Below are 20,025 nucleotides of genomic sequence, written 5' to 3' on the forward strand. Positions count from 1 at the left end.
TGCCGTCGGGGCGTCTTCAATAAACTGACCCCGTAAGATAAAGGGGATGAGGTGGTAAATATGAAAACTACGGCTCTACGTCTTTATGGCAAACGCGATCTGCGCCTGGAAACCTTCGAACTCCCGGCCATTGCGGATGATGAAATTCTCGCCCGGGTGGTCACCGACAGCCTGTGTCTCTCCTCATGGAAAGAGGCTAATCAGGGCGAGGACCACAAAAAGGTCCCGGACGATGTTGCGGTCAATCCGATCATCATCGGCCATGAGTTCTGCGGCGAAATCCTCGCGGTCGGCAAAAAGTGGCAGCATAAATTTCACGCCGGCCAGCGCTACGTCATCCAGGCCAACCTGCAGCTGCCGGATCGCCCGGATTGCCCCGGCTACTCCTTCCAGTGGATCGGCGGCGAAGCTACCCACGTGGTGATCCCCGATGAGGTGATGACGCAGGACTGCCTGCTCTCCTGGGAGGGCGATACCTGGTTTGAAGGCTCGCTGGTTGAGCCGCTGTCCTGCGTTATCGGCGCCTTCAACGCCAACTATCACCTGCAGGAAGGCACCTATAACCATACGATGGGCATCCGGCCGCAGGGGCGCACGCTGATCCTCGGCGGCACCGGTCCGATGGGCCTGCTGGCCATTGACTATGCTCTGCACGGCCCGATCAACCCCTCTCTGCTGGTGGTCACCGACACCAATAAACCCAAGCTGAGCTACGCCCGCCGACACTATCCTTCAGAGCCGCAAACCCTGATCCACTACCTGGACGGCCGTGACGCCAGCCGGGAGACGCTGATGGCGCTGACCGGCGGCCACGGGTTTGACGATATTTTCGTTTTCGTGCCGAATGAGCAGCTCATCACTATGGCCTCCTCGCTGCTGGCCCCCGACGGCTGCCTGAACTTCTTCGCCGGCCCGCAGGATAAACAATTTAGCGCGCCGGTTAACTTTTACGACGTCCACTACGCCTTTACCCACTACGTCGGCACCTCGGGAGGCAACACTGACGATATGCGCGCCGCCGTTGCGCTGATGCAGGCGAAAAAGGTGCAGGCCGCGAAAGTGGTGACCCATATTCTTGGGCTCAATGCGGCGGGCGAAACCACCCTCGATTTACCGGCCGTCGGCGGCGGCAAGAAGCTGGTTTATACCGGGAAATCTATTCCGCTGACCCCGCTGGGCAGCATTGCCGATCCGGAGCTGGCGGCAATTATGGAGCGCCATCACGGGATCTGGTCCGGCGAAGCCGAACAGTATCTGCTGGCCCATGCGGAGGATATTACCCATGATTAATCGCGATACTCAGCTCTGCATGTCGCTGGCCAGCCGCCCGGGTAACTTCGGTACCCGTTTTCATAACTATCTGTATGAAAAGCTGGGGCTGAACTACATCTACAAAGCCTTTACGACGCAGGATATTGCGGCGGCGGTAAATGGCGTTCGGGCGTTGGGCATTCGCGGCTGCGCGGTATCCATGCCGTTTAAAGAGAGCTGCATGCCGTTTCTCGACGCTATCGACCCTTCAGCAAAGGTGATTGATTCAGTCAATACCATCGTCAACGATAGCGGCAGGCTGACCGGCCTCAACACCGACTATATCGCGGTGAAAAGCCTGATCGACAGCCACCAGCTGGCGCGCACAGCGAAGGTGATGATTCAGGGCAGCGGCGGCATGGCGAAGGCGGTCATCGCCGCGTTTCGCGATGCTGGCTTCCGCGATGTCATTATCGCTGCCCGCAATCGCGATAGCGGCCTGGCGCTGGCAAAACAGTACGGCTTCCAGTGGCAGCCGCAGCCTGAGGGAATAGCGGCGGATATTCTGGTCAACGTGACCCCTCTCGGCATGGCGGGCGGGGAGTACGGCGAAACGCTGGCCTTCAGCCAGGACATGGTTGAAGGTGCCGACGTGGTATTCGACGTGGTGGCCCTACCGCCGGAAACGCCGCTGATCCGCCTGGCGCAGCGGCTGGAAAAACGCACCATCAGCGGAGCGGAAGTGATCGCCCTGCAGGCGGTCGAGCAGTTTGCGCTGTACACCGGCGTACGCCCGGACGAGGAGCTGGTCAGAGAAGCGGCAGCGTTTGCCCGCGCGGGCTAAACGCCAGCGGCGCCCGGAGATACGCGAGTCGTGATGCGCAGGTTGCGGCGGCGTGGAGTGCCGCAACCTGACAACATCGTGAGCCATGTCAGCGAGCGCGGAGGCAAGCGGTGGTAGGATCGCCAACCGACTTTGTCATTATGGCTATACCAAAGGACTTCAGGCGCAGTGGCGCATTTTGCGGCTCCGCCAATGCGCAAATAGCCTGAATGACGGTGGTTATCACGGAGAAAAGATGGAACTACTGCTACTCAGTAACTCAACGCTACCCGGCAAAGCATGGCTGGAACACGCGCTGCCGGTCATTTCCGGGCAGCTGAACGGCCGCCGTTCGGCGGTGTTTATCCCTTTTGCCGGCGTCACGCAGACCTGGGATGATTACACGGCTAAAACCGCTGCGGTTTTTGCCCCTCTGGGCGTTAGCGTCACGGGTATTCACAGCGTCGCGGATCCTGTCGCGGCGATTGAGACCGCCGACGTGGTCATCGTGGGCGGCGGCAATACCTTCCAGCTGCTCAAAGAGTGCCGCACGCGCGGCCTGCTGGCGCCGGTGGTGGACGTGGTCAAGCGCGGCGCGCTGTATATCGGCTGGAGCGCCGGCGCGAATCTCGCCTGCCCGACCATCCGCACCACTAACGATATGCCGATCGTCGACCCACAGGGGTTTGACGCCCTGGGGCTGTTCCCGCTGCAGATTAACCCCCACTTCACCAACGCCCTGCCGGAAGGACATAAAGGCGAGACCCGCGAACAGCGGATCCGTGAACTGCTGGTCGTGGCGCCAGAGCTGGTGATTATCGGTTTGCCGGAAGGAAACTGGATTCAGGTTGCCGACGGTCACGCCACTCTCGGCGGCCCAAACCCGACGCTGGTGTTTACTGCCGAAAAAGAAGCGGTCCCTGTCGAAGCCGGCCATCGGTTTTAACCGCCCTCCTCCTCTTCCCGCCGGGAAGAGTCGTTAGCCCGGCCGGCCGCAGCGCCTGCGGGATTTTCCCGGGGCGCTGCGGCCGGCGCGGCCTTATCGCTTAATAATCATCCCGCTCGTCATCTTCGTCCGGCTGCTCCATCACGCTGTAGGCGACCGAACAGAACAGCGAGTTGAGACGCTTCATATCGCCCAGCAGCCCCAGATGCAGCGAGCTGGTTTCAATGCTCTGCACGTTCTGCTGGTGCAGGCGATCGACGTGCGCATGCGCGTAGCGGCGGTTCATGATGCGGAAACGATGCTTGTTGCGGCGCAGGCGCCGGGCGCTCGGGACGTCGCTGGAGAAGAAGACCGACATCGCCAGCTGGAGGTTGCTCAGCAGCTGATCGTACAGGCCGTCCAGCTCCTTCAAGCCTTCAATGGAGAACGCCCGCCGCGCGGCCAGCGACTTATCGGCGATTTCGCTGCCCATTCTCTCGACGATATCGGAAGCCTGCTCGAGGTTGAGGGCCATTTCGATAATCTCCGCCCAGCGGCGAGACTCCTCTTCGGCCAGCTCATCTTTCGGCATCCGCGCCAGATAAAGCTTGATGGCGGTATAGAGCACGTTGATATCGTCAGCCATTCTGCGCAGCTCTTTCTCTTCCCGCGGCTCGCCGTGCATTACCTTACGCAGGCCGTCCAGCATCTGCTCCATGGCGTCGCCAATGCGCAGCGTCTCGCGCGCGGCATTGGCCAGCGCCAGGGCCGGCGTATCCAGCGCCGAGGTATCCAGATGCTTCGGTTTCAGGTGCAGATCGTGATCGGGCTCCTCATGAATCAAGCGCCTGCACAGCCGGGCCATCGGCTCCGCGAACGGCACCATCGCCACGCAGCGGATCAGGTTGTAGAAGACGTGGAAGTAAATCACCAGCTCCGCTTCCGGTAACGGTAGCTTGTGCATCGCATCGGCCAGCAGGTGGACAAAAGGCAGGATAATCAGGCTGCCCACCAGCTTAAACAGCAGGCTGCCAAGCGCGACGCGGCGCGCGGCGGCGTTGGCGGCGCTGTTGTTGATCATCGCCAGGATCCCGGAGCCGAGGTTCGCCCCGATGACCAGGCACAGAGCGACCGGAAACGAAATCACGCCGGTGGAGGTAAGCGTTGCGGTTAACAGCACCGCCGCGAGGCTGGAGTAGCTAACGATGGCGAACATGGCGCCAATCAGCGCATCCAGCATGATATCGCCGGTCAGCGAGGCGAAAATAACCTGTACGCCGTTGGCCTGGGTGATGGGATGCACCGCCTGCACGATCAGCTCCAGCGCTAATAAAATCAGCCCCAGCCCGATACCGACCCGCCCCAGCTGTCCCGCGCGGGTTTGCTTGCGGCCAAGGAAGAAAATAACGCCGATAAAAATAAGCAGCGGCGAGAGCCATGAGAGGTCGAAAGTCAGCACCCTCGCCATCAGCGCGGTCCCCACGTCGGCGCCCAGCACAATCACCAGCGCCGGCGCCAGCGCGACCAGATCCTGGGCGACAAACGAGGTGACCAGCATGGTGGTGGCGTTGCTGCTCTGAACCAGAGCCGTTACGCCAATACCGGCGCAAAAGGCGAGCGGTTTTTTCTCGACGCTACTGCTGAGGACGGCGCGCAGGCGTGCGCCATAGACGCGCATCACGCCGGTACGAACAATATGGGTACCCCAAACCAGCAGGGCGACGGCAGAAAGCAGGTGCAGCAGAGTTAACACGGATTCTTGTTCTCCTTATTATCCGACGGATAAATGCAGGTAACCCCATAAGGAATTCCCCCGGCGACGCTGCGCGTAGCCAGGCTACATAGTCCGGGCATTCTGAATCAATACCCCAGTATAAGGGTTTAGCAGCAATAAAGAGACAGGGCGCCCTCGGAGCGCCCTGTAAGTTGTAAGATAAGATGACGGATTTGTGACAGTCTGCGGCTAGTCCGCGTCGTAGCCCAGGTTCGGCGCCAGCCAGCGCTCAACTTCGCCTGGGGTCATTCCTTTGCGCAGCGCGTAGTCCTCCACCTGATCGCGCTGGATCTGCGCCACCGCGTAGTACTTGCTGTCCGGATGGCTGAAGTACCAGCCGGAGACCGAGGCTCCCGGCCACATGGCAAACGATTCGGTCAGCTTCATGCCGGTATGCGTCTCCACGTCCAGCAGCTCCCAGATAACGGCTTTTTCGGTATGCTCCGGGCAGGCCGGATAGCCCGGCGCCGGGCGAATCCCCTGATAGTTCTCGCGGATCAGCTCCTCGTTGCTCAGGTTCTCGTTCGCGGCATAGCCCCAGTAAACTTTACGCACCCGCTCGTGCAGATATTCCGCAAACGCTTCGGCCAGTCGGTCAGCGATCGCTTTGACCATGATTTTATTGTAATCATCATGCTGAGCGTCAAAAGCCTCGGCCAGCGCATCTTCTTCCAGCCCGCCGGTAACCGCAAATGCGCCAAGATAGTCGGCCTTGCCGCTCAGCTTCGGCGCGACAAAATCGGCGAGGCAGTAGTTGGCAAACCCGACTTTCTCCGTCTGCTGACGCAGATGATGGCTGACGGTCAGAACGTGGGTGCGCGTCTCGTCACGGTAGATTTCGATGTCGTCACCGACGCGGTTAGCCGGGAATAATCCCACCACCCCGCGCGGGTTCAGCGACTTCTCCGCGCTCAGCTTATCCAGCAGATCGTTGGCATCTTTAAACAGCCGCTGCGCCTCTTCGCCTACCACTTCATCTTCGAGGATGCGCGGATATTTCCCGGCCAGCGACCAGGTCATAAAGAACGGCGTCCAGTCGATATAGTTACGCAGCGTTTCGATGCTGGCTTCGACCTCCTGCACGCCGAGGCGATGGGCCACCGGCGGCGTATAGCTTTCCCAGTCGAACGCCAGGTCGTTATCCCGGGCGGCCGCCAGGGTGACCGGCGGAGTGCGCGGCTTCTTGCGCCCATGCTGGATACGCACGGTTTCGTACTCTTTGCGCGTGCGGGCGACAAAGTCATCGCGCTGGGTATCGGAGAGCAAGGCTGAGACCACGCCCACGGTACGCGAGGCGTTCTGCACGTAGACCGTCGGTCCGCTGTAGTTCTGCTCGATTTTTACCGCCGTATGCGCTTTGGAAGTGGTCGCGCCGCCAATCAGCAGCGGCACGGTAAAGCCCTGGCGCTCCATCTCCTTCGCCACGTTGACCATTTCATCCAGCGACGGGGTAATCAGCCCGGAGAGGCCAATCAGGTCAGCGTTGACCTCGCGCGCGGTTCTGAGGATTTTTTCTGCCGGAACCATCACGCCAAGATCGATGATTTCGTAGTTATTACACTGCAGCACCACGCCGACGATGTTTTTACCGATGTCGTGCACGTCGCCTTTGACGGTGGCGATCACCATCTTGCCGTTGCTGGAACCTTTTTCTTTGCTGGCTTCAATATACGGCTCAAGGTAGGCCACCGCCTGCTTCATCACGCGGGCCGATTTCACCACCTGCGGGAGGAACATTTTGCCCTCACCGAACAGGTCACCCACCACGTTCATGCCGTCCATCAGCGGGCCTTCAATCACCTCAATTGGGCGGGTCGACTGCTGGCGCGCCTCTTCGGTGTCGAGCTCGATAAATTCGGTGATCCCTTTCACCAGCGAGTATTCAAGACGCTTTTTGACGTCCCAGCTGCGCCATTCCGCCTGCTGGGCGTTGGCGGAGTCGTCCGTTTTACTGCCGCGATATTTTTCCGCCAGCTCCAGCAGGCGATCGGTGCCCTCGTCGTGACGGTTGAGGATCACGTCTTCGACGGCATCGCGCAGCTCGGCAGGCAGGTCGTCATAAATCGCCAGCTGCCCGGCGTTAACAATCCCCATATCCATGCCGTTACGAATGGCGTAGTACAGGAAGACGGCGTGAATCGCCTCGCGTACCGGATCGTTGCCGCGGAATGAGAACGAGACGTTGGAGACGCCGCCGGAAATCAGCGCATGGGGCAGCTCGCGTTTGATATCTTCACAGGCGCCGATAAAGTCCTGCGCATAGTTGTTGTGCTCTTCAATACCGGTCGCCACCGCGAAGATATTGGGGTCGAAGATAATATCTTCCGGCGGGAAGCCCACCTCTTCGGTCAGAATTTTGTACGCCCGGCGGCAAATCTCGATTTTGCGGGCGCGCGTATCGGCCTGGCCCTGTTCGTCGAAGGCCATAACCACCACGGCGGCGCCGTAGCGGCGCACTTTTTTAGCATGATGGATAAACGGCTCGATCCCCTCTTTCATCGAGATAGAGTTGACGATGCCTTTACCCTGAATGCACTTCAGCCCCTTTTCGATGACCTCCCACTTCGAGGAGTCGATCATGATCGGCACGCGGGCAATATCGGGCTCGCCGGCAATCAGGTTGAGGAAACGCACCATCGCCGCTTCCGCGTCGAGCATCCCCTCATCCATGTTGATATCGATAATCTGCGCGCCGCTCTCTACCTGCTGGCGGGCAACGTCCAGCGCTTCATTATATTTTTCTTCTTTAATCAGTCGCTTGAACTTCGCAGAGCCGGTAACGTTAGTCCGTTCGCCGACGTTAACAAACAGGCTGTCGTCACCAATATTCAGCGGTTCGAGACCGGCGAGGCGGCAGGCCACCGGGATTTCCGGCAGCGCGCGCGGCGCCAGCCCCGCAACGGCGCGCGACATGGCCGCGATATGTTCCGGGGTCGTGCCGCAGCAGCCGCCGACGATATTCAGGAATCCGGATTCAGCCCATTCGCGAATTTGCGCGGCCATAGTATCGGCATCAAGATCGTATTCACCAAAGGCGTTCGGCAGGCCCGCATTGGGGTGCGCGGTGACGTAGCATTCGGCAATGCGCGAGAGCTCCTGCACGTACTGGCGCAGCTCGTCCGGACCCAGCGCGCAGTTGAGGCCGAAGGTGAGCGCATCGGCGTGGCGCAGCGAGTTGTAAAAGGCTTCGGTCGTTTGCCCGGAGAGCGTACGGCCGGAGGCATCGGTGATGGTGCCGGAAATCATGATCGGCAGATCGACGCCCAGCACCTCAAGCTCCTCCTTGACCGCAAAGATTGCCGCTTTGGCGTTCAGGGTGTCGAATACCGTCTCAATCATAATCAGGTCGACGCCCCCTTCCACCAGCGCCTTCGTTGACTCACGGTAGGCTTCCACCAGCCCGTCGAAGGTGATGTTGCGGTAGGCAGGGTCGTTGACGTCAGGGGAGATGGAGGCGGTGCGGTTAGTCGGGCCGAGAACGCCCGCGACGTAGCGCGGTTTTTCCGGCGTCCGGGCGGTCCACGCATCGGCGCTGGCGCGCGCCAGCTGTGCCGCGGCAAAGTTGATTTCCGCCGACAGGGATTCCATCTGGTAATCCGCCATCGCGATAGTCGTCGAGTTAAAGGTGTTGGTTTCAATGATATCCGCGCCGGCCTCGAAATAGGCGTCGTGAATGGCGCGGATCACGTCCGGCTTGCTGAGCACCAGCAGGTCGTTATTGCCCTTCAGATCGCAGGGCCAGTCGGCAAAGCGCGCGCCGCGGAACTCCTCTTCACTCAGACGATAGCCCTGGATCATGGTGCCCATGCCCCCATCCAGAACCAAAATACGTTTTTTTAACTGCTGATGCAGTTGCTCAACTTTGCTGCTCACACTCGCTCCCGACAACGCTCAACCAGACCCCAGAAATACACAAAATCATTCAAGCTGGGTCAAGGCGGCACGCGAGCCAGCCCCCAGGCGCTTTTACAAGCAGGTAACCGGGGTGAACCAGAGCAGCCAACGCAGAAGCAGTTTGAAGGATGAAGTGTATGACCATACTGGCATAAACCACAGGGTCGGGAAAGAGAGCGGCGGGCAATATGAGACATGTTCAGCTTCACTCATCCGATCAGTCCGGTTGTGATTGCAAAATGGGCAAATAAAACGAAAACTATTTCCACGATACAGAAAAAAGGAATCTGCGATGGCCACTCCCGTTCCCGCAAAGCGCGGCAGAAAACCCGCGACTCCCGCCGCCCCTCAGGCCAGCGGGCAAGTTCAGTCGCTTACCCGTGGGCTAAAATTACTCGAATGGATTTCTGAATCACACGGCAGCGTCGCGTTAACCGAGCTGGCGCAGCAGGCCGGCCTGCCGAACTCGACAACGCACCGCCTGCTGACGACCATGCAGCAGCTGGGCTTCGTGCGCCAGGTGGGCGAGCTCGGGCACTGGTCCGTAGGCGCTCACGCCTTTGTGGTCGGCAGCAGCTTTCTGCAAAGCCGCAACCTGCTGGCCATCGTGCACCCTATTTTACGCCAGCTGATGGAAGAGTCAGGTGAAACGGTTAATCTCGCGGTGCTGGATCAGAGTGACCACCAGGCGATTATCATCGACCAGGTGCAGTGTACGCAGCTGATGCGCATGTCGGCGCCGATTGGCGGCAAGCTGCCGATGCACGCCTCCGGGGCGGGTAAAGCCTTCCTGTCACAGCTGAGCGAAGAGCAGGTCACCGGCCTTCTGCACCGTAAAGGCCTGCACGCCTACACCCACGCCACGCTGGTATCGCCGGTGCATCTGAAAGAGGACCTGGCCCAGACGCGCAAGCGCGGCTATTCGTTCGATGATGAAGAGCATGCCCTGGGTCTGCGCTGCGTCGCTTCCTGCATTTATGACGAGCACCGCGAGCCGTTTGCGGCGATCTCCATCTCCGGGCCCATCTCGCGGATGACCGACGATCGCGTCACCGAGCTGGGCGCGCTGGTGATTAAAGCCGCGAAAGAGGTGACCCTGGCTTACGGCGGGGTTCGCTAACATGATCGATCTGAAATCCCTTTGGCAGCAGCGCTATCCCGGCGCCTTTTGCTGGTCATTTGGCGATTCCCCCGCGCTGGCCGATGAGCTGGCGGCGCTGGTTATCGCCGGGAAAAAGCGCGGCACCTGCGGGTCTCTTGCCAGCTATCGCCAGGAAGATCCGCCGGTAATCCCTGGCGCCTGGCATATCGTGCTCAACGGGGCGGGCGAGCCGGTCTGCGTCATCCGCACCCTGGTACTCAGAATGATTCGCTTTAATGAGATGACCGCGGAACTTGCCGCGCTGGAGGGTGAAGGCGATTTGAGCCTGGGCTACTGGCAGCAGGCTCACCGGGCGTTCTTCGAGCGTGAAGGGACCTGGTCACCGGAGATGGAGCTGGTTTACGAAGAGTTCGCGCTGATCGAGGTCGCCGATACGCACTCCTCCTGAGCCGCTAACCCGCCTGCTGCATCGCGCCATAGCGCACGCAAAAACGCTGGCGGCGGCGATAGGCATAGACATCCTCCACGTGGCCGTTACGAATGCGCGTCTGCAGCTCCCGCCAGTAATCGGCCCGCAGCAAATCGGCGTGCATCTCCTCAAACAGCGGCCCAATACGCGGGTCCGCGCAGAGCCAGTGGCGGAACTCTTCCGGGAAAACATCCCCCGGCGACACGCTGTACCACGGCTCGCTCGCCAGCTCATCTTCCGGATAGCGCGGCGGCGGGATCTCGCGGAAATTGACCTCCGTCATGTAGCAAATCTCATCGTAATCGTAGAACACCACCCGGCCGTGGCGGGTCACGCCAAAGTTTTTGAACAGCATATCGCCGGGGAATATATTGGCGGCGGCCAGCTGGCGAATGGCATTACCGTACTCCTCGACCGCATCGCGCAGCGCCTGGCCGTCAACCTGCTCCAGCCAGATATTCAGCGGCACCATTCGCCGCTCGATATAGAGATGGCTGATGGCAATCCGATCGCCGAGGTCGGTAATTTTAGCCCCGGCTTCCGACTGCAGCAGCGCCATCAGCTGCGGCGCGATTTGCCGCTTATCCAGCACGAAGTTTTCAAACTCCTGGGTATCGGCCATGCGCCCGACGCGGTCGTGCTCCTTAACCAGCTGATAGCAGGCGCGGACGTGGGCGGCGGTCATCTCCTTTTGCGGCGCAAAGCGGTCCTTGATGATCTTAAATACCCGGTCGAAGCCCGGCAGGGTAAAGACCAGCATCACCATCCCGCGGATGCCCGGCGCCTCGATAAACTGCTCGTCGCTGCGGGCAATGTAGTGCAGATATTCACGGTAGCTTTCCGTTTTTGCGTGCTTCTGGCAGCCAATCGCCATATAGAGCTCGGCGGTGGTTTTCCCCGGCAGGATATCGCGCAGCCACTCAACCAGCGCGCCAGGCAGCGGGGCGTAAACCATAAAATAGGAGCGCGCAAAGCCAAAGACGATGCTCGCTTCAGCATGGGTGGTCAGACAGGCATCAATAAACAGCTCGCCTTCATCGCTGCGATGGACAGGCAGCAAAAAAGGCAGCGTAGCCACCGGCGTAACCAGTTTGCCTACCAGCCAGGCCGCCTTATTGCGATAAAAGAGTTCGTTGGCTATTTGCAGATGGGAGCGGGACAGCATCTCGCTGCCGAGAGCTTCCACCAGGCAGGCCGTGATATAGCCAATATCCCGCGCCTTATTTTGCCACGCCAGCCGCAGGGGGAGATCGGATAACACTTTGCTTAATAACGTTTCCCAGCCGCGCTCGGGGAAAAACGTTTTCGCCAGCGGACGGGGAATTGAGCGGAAGCTGCGCTCCGGCTGCGAACTGAAAATAAAAAGCCGCTCGGGAGTCAGCGAGCGGTGGTCAAACAACCGACAATAGACGGAATTGAAAAAGCTCTCCGCAATTTCGAAGCGAGGGTAATCCGGTAGCAGGTGGGTGTAGTGCTCTTTCACCCGCAGTAAAAAATCGACGTCGGTACTTTTTCCTTCGGTAATACAGCGCAGCTGTTCAACCACCAGGCCGACGTGATGATCGTAGAGGTGGATACGCTGCTTCATCGCCTGCTGAACGGCGTGCCAGTCGGCGTGTTCAAAGCGCTGCTGCGCGCCCGAGGTGACTTCGAGAAAACGGCCATACTGGGCGTCAAAGCCCTGCAAAATAGTCTGTGCAATCAGTAGTTCCAGGCCACGCGTCATACCTTCCCCCTCACCCAGCCCTCTCCCCGGCAGGGAGAGGGGGAAACAATCAGAACTGCTCTTCTTCCGTTGAGCCGGTCAGGGCGGTGACTGATGAAGCGCCGCCCTGAATAATGGTGGTCACCTTATCGAAGTAGCCGGTGCCCACCTCCTGCTGGTGGGAAACGAAGGTGTACCCTTCCGCTGCGGCGGCAAACTCCGGCTGCTGCACCTTCTCAACGTAGTGCTTCATCCCCTCACCCTGCGCATAGGAGCGGGCGAGGTCGAACATGTTGAACCACATGCTGTGAATGCCCGCCAGAGTAATGAACTGATATTTGTAGCCCATATCGGACAGCGCCTGCTGGAAGCGAGCGATGGTGGCGTCATCGAGGTTTTTCTTCCAGTTAAACGACGGCGAGCAGTTATAGGCCAGCAGTTTGCCAGGGAAGCGCGCGTGGATAGCGTCGGCAAAGCGCTTAGCCTGTTCGAGATCCGGCTTAGACGTTTCGCACCACACCAGGTCAGCGTACGGCGCATAGGCCAGGCCGCGGCTAATCGCCTGCTCAATGCCGGCGTGAGTGCGGAAAAAGCCTTCACTGGTGCGATCGCCGGTAATAAATTCACGATCGTACGGATCGCAGTCGGAGGTGATCAGATCCGCAGCATCGGCGTCGGTTCGGGCGATGACCAGCGTCGGTACGCCCATGACGTCTGCCGCCAGGCGAGCGGCCACCAGCTTCTGGATAGCTTCCTGCGTCGGAACCAGCACTTTTCCGCCCATATGGCCGCATTTTTTCACTGACGCCAGCTGATCTTCAAAGTGAACCGCCGCTGCACCGGCCTCAATCATCGATTTCATCAGCTCAAACGCATTCAGCACGCCGCCGAAGCCGGCTTCAGCATCCGCCACGATCGGCAGGAAATAGTCGGTATAGCGCGGATCGTCTGATTCAATGCCGGCAGACCACTGGATCTGATCGGCGCGACGGAAGGTATTGTTGATCCGATCCACCACCGCCGGCACCGAGTTGGCCGGGTACAGCGATTGATCCGGATACATGCTGGAAGCCAGGTTTGCATCCGCCGCCACCTGCCAGCCGGAGAGATAAATCGCCTCGATCCCCGCCTTCGCCTGCTGCAGCGCCTGCCCACCGGTCAGCGCGCCAAGGCTGTTGATATAGCCCTTCTTCGAGCCACCGTGCAGCAGTCGCCACATTTTGGCCGCACCAAGCTGCGCCAGGGTACATTCCGGGTTGACCGAGCCGCGTAATTTCACCACTTCTTCTGCGCTATATGGGCGGGTAATGCCTTCCCAACGCGGCTGTGTCCACTCTTTGTTTAATTCTTCGATTTGCTGAGTACGAGTTTTCATGTGCAGATGCTCCATAGGGTCACGAGTGGGTGAATTACGCCAGCAGGCGGTAGCCAGGCAACGTTAAGAAATCAATCAGTTCGTCTGAGGTAGTGATTTGTTCCATCAGCCGCGCGGCATCGTCAAAGCGGCCGCTGCTGTAGCGGTGCTCGCCCAGCTCGTCCTGAATAACCATCAGCTCCTCGCCCAGCCACTGGCGGAACAGCGCTTTGGTCACCGGCGTCCCGTCGCTTAGCGTCTTTTGATGATGGATCCATTGCCAGATAGAGGTGCGCGAGATTTCGGCCGTGGCCGCATCTTCCATCAGGCCATAAATCGGTACGCAGCCGTTGCCGGAGATCCAGGCTTCGATGTACTGCACCGCCACGCGAATGTTGGCGCGCATCCCGGCTTCGGTGCGCTCGCCGTCGCAGGGCTCCAGCAGCTGCTCGGCGGTAATCGGCGCATCCTGTTCCCGGCTGACGCCCAGCTGATTGGTCCGTTCGCCCAGCACGCGATTGAAAACCTCCATCGCCGTATCCGCGAGGCCCGGGTGGGCAATCCAGGTGCCGTCATGGCCGTTTTTGGCTTCCAGCTCTTTATCGGCGGTGACTTTGCCGAGCACCTGGCGGTTCCGTTCGGCGTCCTTGCTGGGGATAAAGGCCGCCATGCCGCCCATCGCAAACGCGCCGCGCTTGTGACAGGTCTTTATCAGCAGGCGTGAATAGGCGTTGAGGAACGATTTGTCCATCGTCACCACCTGGCGGTCGGGTAAAACACGGTCAGCATGGTTTTTTAAGGTTTTGATGTAGCTGAAAATGTAGTCCCAACGCCCGCAGTTCAGGCCAACGATATGGTCCCGCAGCGCATGGAGAATTTCATCCATCTGGAACACCGCCGGTAGCGTTTCAATCAGCAGCGTCGCCTTGATGGTGCCGCGCGGCAGTTCAAACCGATCTTCGGTGTAGCTGAAAACTTCGCTCCACCAGGCCGCTTCCTGCCAGGCCTGCGTCTTCGGCAGATAGAAATAGGGGCCGCTTCCTTTCGCCAGCAAAGCCCGGTGGTTATGGAAGAAATAGAGCGCGAAATCAAACAGGCTGCCGGGAATCGACTCCCCGCGCCAGGTGACGTGCTTTTCCGGCAGATGCAGGCCGCGCACCCGGCAAACCAGCACCGCAGGATCGGGCTTCAGCTGGTAGATTTTTCCCGCTTCGTTGGTATAGCTGATGGTGCCGTTGACCGCATCACGCAGGTTAATCTGACCATCGATAACTTTGTTCCAGTCAGGCGCCAGCGAATCCTCAAAGTCAGCCATAAATACTTTCACGTTGGCATTCAGAGCGTTAATCACCATTTTGCGTTCAACGGGGCCGGTGATCTCCACCCGGCGATCCTGTAAATCAGCCGGAATACCGCGAATCGTCCAGTCACCGTTACGAATGGAAGCTGTTTCCGAAATAAAATCTGGCAGCTTTCCGTCGTCTATGTCCTGCTGCTGCTGGATACGTGCCGCCAGCAGCCTATTGCGCTCAGGCGTAAAGCGGCTCACCAGTTCCGCCAGGAACTCCACCGCCTCGGGCGTTAAGACCTGCTTTTCCTGCTCGCCATAAGGCTGGCCGAAGGCCAGTTCGTCAGTGATTGTCGCCTGTTGCGTCATTGTGCAGCTCCTCTTGGTTGATCCAGTTGGCGCGAGTGAAAGATCGTTGTCTGGTTTTCGCTCAACACAATTAAGACTACGCATTATTTTTCCAAAATCAAAAACAATTTCCATTTTAATTTTAATATCAATTCAACATATTGATAACATTAAAATTAAAGTTTATTCCGCGTATGAATTGAATTTCGGAAACAAAAAAGGCACCCGAAGGTGCCAGAGGCAAAATGCTGAAACGCTTTAGGATCGCGTTGGCTGGAGGATTAATCCAGAGTCGGATTCATATTCCGCAGATCGTATGGCGTGATTTGGTAGACATAGTAGTTCAGCCAGTTGGCAAACAGCAGGTTTCCGTGACTTCTCCAGCTGGCCCGCGGTTTGTTTTGCGGGTCATCATGCGGGAAATAATTGGTCGGAACTTCCGGGCTGAGTCCCGCTTCCACATCGCGGAAAAACTCGCCCGCCAGGGTACCGGCATCGTATTCCGGATGCCCGGTGACGAAGGCAATGCGCTTATCTTTGCTGGCAAACAGATAGGCATCGCCCTCTTCGGTTTCTGCCAGGATCTCTAAATCGGTATAGTCGCGGATCAATGCGGCCGGAAAATCGGCATAGCGCGAGTGTGGCGCGAGGAAGGTATCGTCGAAACCGCGGGTCAGTAGCGCATGCGGGTGCAAAATATGGTGTTCAAATACGCCGGAGATTTTTTCAGTGCGGGTTTGCTTGGGGATGCCATAAAGGATATTGAGCGCGGCCTGTACGGCCCAACAGACAAAAAGCGTCGAGGTCACATGATCCTTTGCCCACTCCAGCACCTGCTTAATCTGCGGCCAGTAGGCCACATCGTTGAATTCAACCAGCCCCAGCGGTGCGCCGGTGACGATCAGTCCATCAAAGTTCTGGTCGCAGATGTCCTCAAAGTTGCAGTAGAAGTTGTTCAGATGCTCGGTTGGCGTGTTGCGGGATTCACGCGCGTCGATACGCAACAGCTGGATATCAAGCTGGAGCGGAGAATTTGATAGCAGCCGCAGGAACTGATTTTCAGTCTCGATTTTCTTCGGCATCAGGTTGAGGATAAGCACCTTCAGCGGACGAATTTCCTGGGTCGTTGCGCGCGTTGTCGTCATCACAAAGACGTTCTCACTACGCAAGAAATTGACGGCCGGTAGCTCGTCCTGCACCCGAATAGGCATAACTTTATTACCTCATAGCATACGTATAAACGTTTAGACATCCAGACAGCTAACAATAACCAGGAATAAATAAAATGTCGAGTCTGCACGTAGAAGGTGAAAAAGTTTCAACCCCATTCGGTTTAACGTGGCGAAACGTTGTGAGGTTGACGGCCCGAGCCGTGTCTATCCGTTACTGCTTAGCAAAGAATAAAAAAGATAAAAAGGCCATCCCCGCCAGGAGGATGTGAGCAATTCGCGATCCGTATCAAATATTTTAATTAATCTCGCCAGCCGCTGGTGATGTGTAAACCGTTTGACAGCCTTCCCGAAAGACCATTGCTACATTGCGGCAATCCATCAGGTCTTACAGCCACAGGAAGCAAGCATGAAAATCACCAAACTGACGACATTTATTATGCACGTGCCGGTAACCAAAAATATCATCGGCGATTCTACACACAGCATTACACACTGGGGCATGCCCGGCGTCATGATTGAGACGGACAACGGGCTGGTCGGTTACGGTTATACGGGTACCCATGCTGATATCGCTACCGACAGATTGCTCACCACCATTATCAGCGATGTTTTCGGTCCGATGCTACTCGGGGAAGATGCCAATGAAGTTCGTTACCTGCACCGTAAATTATCCCGCAGTTCAACCAATATCTGGGTAGGACGCGGAGGATTGATGCAGATGGCGCTCTCTGCCATTGATATTGCGCTGTGGGATCTGAAAGCCAAGATGGTTGAACAGCCGCTGTGGAAAATTTTTGGCGGCTCACAGCACACTCGCATTTCCGCCTATAACACCGATTGTGGCTGGTTAGTCAGGGAGACCGACGAGTTGGTCGATGACTGTAAGAAGATGATTTTTGAAGAGGGCTTTAATGCCATCAAAATGAAAATCGGCAAGCCAGACCCGCGAGAAGACCTCAGGCGGATTGAAGCCGTCAGAAAAGCGATCGGCGATGACGTCAATCTGATGGTGGATGCGAACGCCAAATGGGATATCAGCACTGCCAAACAGTATGGTTCACGGCTGGCTGATTTTGACATTACCTGGTTTGAAGAGCCGATGTGGCATGACGATGTATCCAGTCACCGCGCGCTGGCCAAGCATATCAGCACACCTCTCGCCCTGGGAGAACTACTATATCATTTTGATTCTTTTAAAGAGTTTGTACTCGCTGGGGCGGTCGATTACCTACAACCAGACGCCACGCGCTGCGGTGGACTGACGGCAGTCTGGGAAATTGCCGACCTCGGGCAGGCATTTAACCTGCCGGTAACACCGCATCACGGTGACATGATGCAGGCTCAGTTGCATCTGGTCATCGCGCACCCGGCCTGCTCGCTGCTGGAATTTATCCCCTGGACGTTGGAGTGTTTCGTCGATCCGGTAGAAGTGAAAGAAGGGTTCTATTCTCTCCCCACGGCGCCAGGCGCAGGCACCACGCTGCGGCGGGAAGCCCTTGAGCGTTTTAGCGTCAGATAACCCTCACAGGTACATCGTCTGGACGACAAAAAATAATGACAAATACCAAGAGGTGAACTATGCCCGCCCCTACCGATCTTGATTTATCACAGGCAATACGTAAATCCATACGACGGATCATCCCGATGGTCACGCTGATGTTTATTCTGGCCTATCTGGATCGTTCAAATATCGGCTTTGCAAAACAAGAATTCCAGCTGGACACAGGGCTAAGCGATGCAGCCTACGCCTTTGGCGCCGGCATCTTTTTTATCGGTTATGCCATTTTTGAAGTCCCAAGTAATATTCTGCTTTACCGCATTGGCGCCCGGGTCTGGCTGGCGAGGATCATGATCACCTGGGGTCTGGTCTCTGCGGCAATGATGTTTGCACATACCGAAACGATGTTTATCTTCTTACGTTTTCTGCTGGGGGTGAGTGAAGCAGGGTTCTTTCCCGGCGTCATTCTCTATCTGACTTTCTGGTTCCCGCAACATATCCGCGCACGTGTTACCGGCTATTTTCTGTTTGGCGCACCGCTGGCCTTTATCATCGGCGGCCCGCTTTCCGGCTCGCTGCTTTCTCTGGAAGGTACGACGCTGGCATTCGGCCTGCATGGCTGGCAGTTGATGTTCGTCGTCGAAGGTTTGTTGGCCTCAGCCGTCGGGATTTGGGTCTTTTTCTATCTGGACGATCGTCCTGACGACGCCAGGTGGTTAACGCAGCAAGAGAAAGCGGCGCTAAGCCAGACACTTAATCATGAAGAGCAGATGAAACTGGCCCATGGTCCAAAAGGCGTGTGGCAGGCCCTACTGGATGTACGCGTGCTCTACCTATGCCTGATTTGGTTCACCGTCCAGGTTTGCGGTTACGGGATCTATTTCTTCCTGCCAACCCAGATCGCCACTCTGATGGGCACGAAAGTCGGTCTGCTGGTTGGCTTTGTCACCGCTATCCCACCATTGTGTGCCGCCATTGCGGTGTATTACGTGCCACGGATCGCCGAAAAACTGCAGGAACGCCGCTACGTTGCAGCTGTCACTTTCATGTGCGGAGCCGTGGGCATCGCGTTATCTGGCTTCGCTGAGAGTATACCGCTCATCGCGATTGTCGCCCTATGCGTTGCGGCTGCGGGACACCTTGCCATGCAGCCACTTTACTGGACATTTCCCTCATCGTACCTGGGCGGAGCAGCCGCAGCTTCGGGGATCGCTCTCATTAACTCAATGGGCAATTTAGGAGGCTTCGTCGCCCCAAATCTACGCGTCTGGGCAGAGCATTCCTTCAACTCACCGCAGGCAGGGCTCTATTTCCTCGCGCTGGTCACGGCATCAGGTAGCCTGATGATTCTGGCATTGCGACGGTTTGGGATTGATAAAGCGCAGACGATACCCTCCCCGGCACACGCCATGAAATCCGGTGAGGCGACATATCTCCGGCACTCTGATTAATCGGAAATGATACAGTGCTGCGACAATAATCAACATCAGGACAGCAACAACGATGGTTAAGATATTGGCCGTAGCACAGGAGTCACATGAATGGAATCTTCAGCAGGATGAGATCCAGGCGATCCTGCTGACCAGTAGCTGGTTCCGGGCGCTACCTGATTATCTTAGTGGGCAGATGTTGTCCCGTGCCAGCTTTTATCAGTATGAAAACGGTGAAGTGATCCACTATCGCGGAGATGAATCACAGGCGCTGTATGCGGTCATTACCGGATCCGTCAAAGTCAGCTCCGTCTCAGCCGATGGCAAAGAGTGTATTTTTCGCTATCTTTCGCCCGGCAACTGGTTTGGTGAAATCGGTATGATCGACAAATCAGTCCGTACCCACGATGCCAGAGCTCTTGGCAAAACAATACTGCTGACGCTGAAGCCGCGCGACGTGGAGTCGCTTTTGCAGCACTATCCCATCCTCCACCATTTTCTGGCACTACTGCTGTGTAAAGTGGTGCGCAACGCCTTCACGATGCTCCATGACAGCGCGCTTTTATCCGTCTCAGCCCGTCTGGCGAAACGTCTGGTGAGCTTGTCGGAAGGCTATGGCGAATGGCATGAGAAAGGCGTATTAATCAACCTTTACTTAACCCAGGACGACCTGGCAACCATTATCAATACCACCCGTCAGACGATTAATAAGCGTCTGGTTGCATGGGAAAAGTTGGGATGGATCGAGGCAAAATACGGCAAGATTTTAATCGTGAATATGAGCGCGCTCAGGCAACTCTATATCGATGAAGATGAATAGCCCAAAACGCAAAAAGCCCATCCTCGCGGATGGGCTTCTTACTGGTTTGATGCCTGGCAGTTCCCTACTCTCACATGGGGAGACCCCACACTACCATCGGCGCTACGGCGTTTCACTTCTGAGTTCGGCATGGGGTCAGGTGGGACCACCGCGCTGTTGCCGCCAGGCAAAT

The 20,025-nt window shown here is 57.5% G+C and carries 14 protein-coding genes and 1 rRNA gene; 8 read left to right on the top strand and 7 right to left on the bottom strand.

Annotated features, from left to right (window positions below; translation table 11 throughout):
• Positions 1-60: 60 nt before the first annotated feature.
• From sorE to pepE, 3 genes are all read left to right on the top strand, one after another.
• Complete coding sequence (gene sorE, locus QFI97_RS03645; RefSeq protein ID WP_095104826.1) at positions 61-1,290, top strand: L-sorbose 1-phosphate reductase; 1,230 nt, start codon at positions 61-63, stop codon at positions 1,288-1,290.
• Positions 1,283-2,095 carry a shikimate 5-dehydrogenase gene (locus QFI97_RS03650; protein ID WP_331833801.1) on the top strand — a complete coding sequence of 271 codons (813 nt, stop codon included), beginning with the start codon at positions 1,283-1,285 and terminating at the stop codon, positions 2,093-2,095. The genes sorE and QFI97_RS03650 overlap by 8 nt, the downstream gene beginning before the upstream one ends.
• Before the next feature lie 235 nt (positions 2,096-2,330).
• A complete protein-coding gene (gene pepE, locus QFI97_RS03655; protein WP_331833802.1) occupies positions 2,331-3,020 on the top strand; it encodes a dipeptidase PepE in 690 nt (229 codons plus the stop codon).
• 100 nt (positions 3,021-3,120) lie between these two features.
• Here the strand turns inward: pepE and QFI97_RS03660 are convergent, their stop codons facing one another.
• Together QFI97_RS03660 and metH are read right to left on the bottom strand one after the other, a co-directional pair.
• Positions 3,121-4,752, bottom strand: coding sequence for a Na/Pi cotransporter family protein (locus QFI97_RS03660; protein ID WP_095104820.1), 1,632 nt, complete (start codon positions 4,750-4,752; stop codon positions 3,121-3,123).
• Between the two features lie 210 nt (positions 4,753-4,962).
• Positions 4,963-8,646, bottom strand: a complete 3,684-nt coding sequence (metH, locus tag QFI97_RS03665; protein WP_346430591.1) for a methionine synthase — start codon at positions 8,644-8,646, stop codon at positions 4,963-4,965.
• A 313-nt stretch (positions 8,647-8,959) separates the two neighbouring features.
• Between metH and iclR the strand changes: the two genes are divergently transcribed.
• Together iclR and QFI97_RS03675 are read left to right on the top strand one after the other, a co-directional pair.
• Positions 8,960-9,787, top strand: a complete 828-nt coding sequence (gene iclR / locus QFI97_RS03670) for a glyoxylate bypass operon transcriptional repressor IclR (RefSeq protein ID WP_095104816.1) — start codon at positions 8,960-8,962, stop codon at positions 9,785-9,787.
• Between the two features lie 10 nt (positions 9,788-9,797).
• Positions 9,798-10,217 (top strand): ASCH domain-containing protein, encoded by a 420-nt coding sequence (locus QFI97_RS03675; protein WP_331833809.1) that lies wholly within the window; start codon positions 9,798-9,800, stop codon positions 10,215-10,217.
• Positions 10,218-10,221: 4 nt separating this feature from the next.
• Here the strand turns inward: QFI97_RS03675 and aceK are convergent, their stop codons facing one another.
• The 4 genes from aceK to metA all read right to left on the bottom strand — a co-directional run bounded on the left by aceK (position 10,222) and on the right by metA (position 16,144).
• Positions 10,222-11,964 (bottom strand): bifunctional isocitrate dehydrogenase kinase/phosphatase, encoded by a 1,743-nt coding sequence (gene aceK, locus QFI97_RS03680; protein ID WP_331833804.1) that lies wholly within the window; start codon positions 11,962-11,964, stop codon positions 10,222-10,224.
• Positions 11,965-12,013: 49 nt separating this feature from the next.
• Complete coding sequence (aceA, locus tag QFI97_RS03685; RefSeq protein ID WP_095104812.1) at positions 12,014-13,318, bottom strand: isocitrate lyase; 1,305 nt, start codon at positions 13,316-13,318, stop codon at positions 12,014-12,016.
• Positions 13,319-13,352: 34 nt separating this feature from the next.
• A complete protein-coding gene (gene aceB, locus QFI97_RS03690; protein ID WP_346430592.1) occupies positions 13,353-14,954 on the bottom strand; it encodes a malate synthase A in 1,602 nt (533 codons plus the stop codon).
• Positions 14,955-15,214: 260 nt separating this feature from the next.
• Complete coding sequence (gene metA / locus QFI97_RS03695) at positions 15,215-16,144, bottom strand: homoserine O-acetyltransferase MetA (protein WP_095104808.1); 930 nt, start codon at positions 16,142-16,144, stop codon at positions 15,215-15,217.
• 367 nt (positions 16,145-16,511) lie between these two features.
• On the opposite strand from metA, the gene QFI97_RS03700 reads away from it, so the two are divergent.
• From QFI97_RS03700 to QFI97_RS03710, 3 genes are read left to right on the top strand one after another with little or no spacing between them, the layout of a single operon-like run.
• Entirely contained in the window at positions 16,512-17,624 is a 1,113-nt protein-coding gene (locus QFI97_RS03700) for a mandelate racemase/muconate lactonizing enzyme family protein (RefSeq protein ID WP_346430593.1), read from the top strand.
• Between the two features lie 59 nt (positions 17,625-17,683).
• Positions 17,684-19,054 (top strand): MFS transporter, encoded by a 1,371-nt coding sequence (locus QFI97_RS03705; RefSeq protein WP_346430594.1) that lies wholly within the window; start codon positions 17,684-17,686, stop codon positions 19,052-19,054.
• A 52-nt stretch (positions 19,055-19,106) separates the two neighbouring features.
• Positions 19,107-19,853, top strand: coding sequence for a Crp/Fnr family transcriptional regulator (locus QFI97_RS03710; protein ID WP_095104804.1), 747 nt, complete (start codon positions 19,107-19,109; stop codon positions 19,851-19,853).
• Positions 19,854-19,904: 51 nt separating this feature from the next.
• Here QFI97_RS03710 and rrf read toward each other — a convergent pair.
• A 5S ribosomal RNA gene (gene rrf, locus QFI97_RS03715) occupies positions 19,905-20,020 on the bottom strand.
• Between the last annotated feature and the right edge of the window lie 5 nt (positions 20,021-20,025).

The organism is Klebsiella scottii (assembly GCF_036561945.1).
GTDB classification, from domain to species: domain Bacteria; phylum Pseudomonadota; class Gammaproteobacteria; order Enterobacterales; family Enterobacteriaceae; genus Klebsiella; species Klebsiella scottii.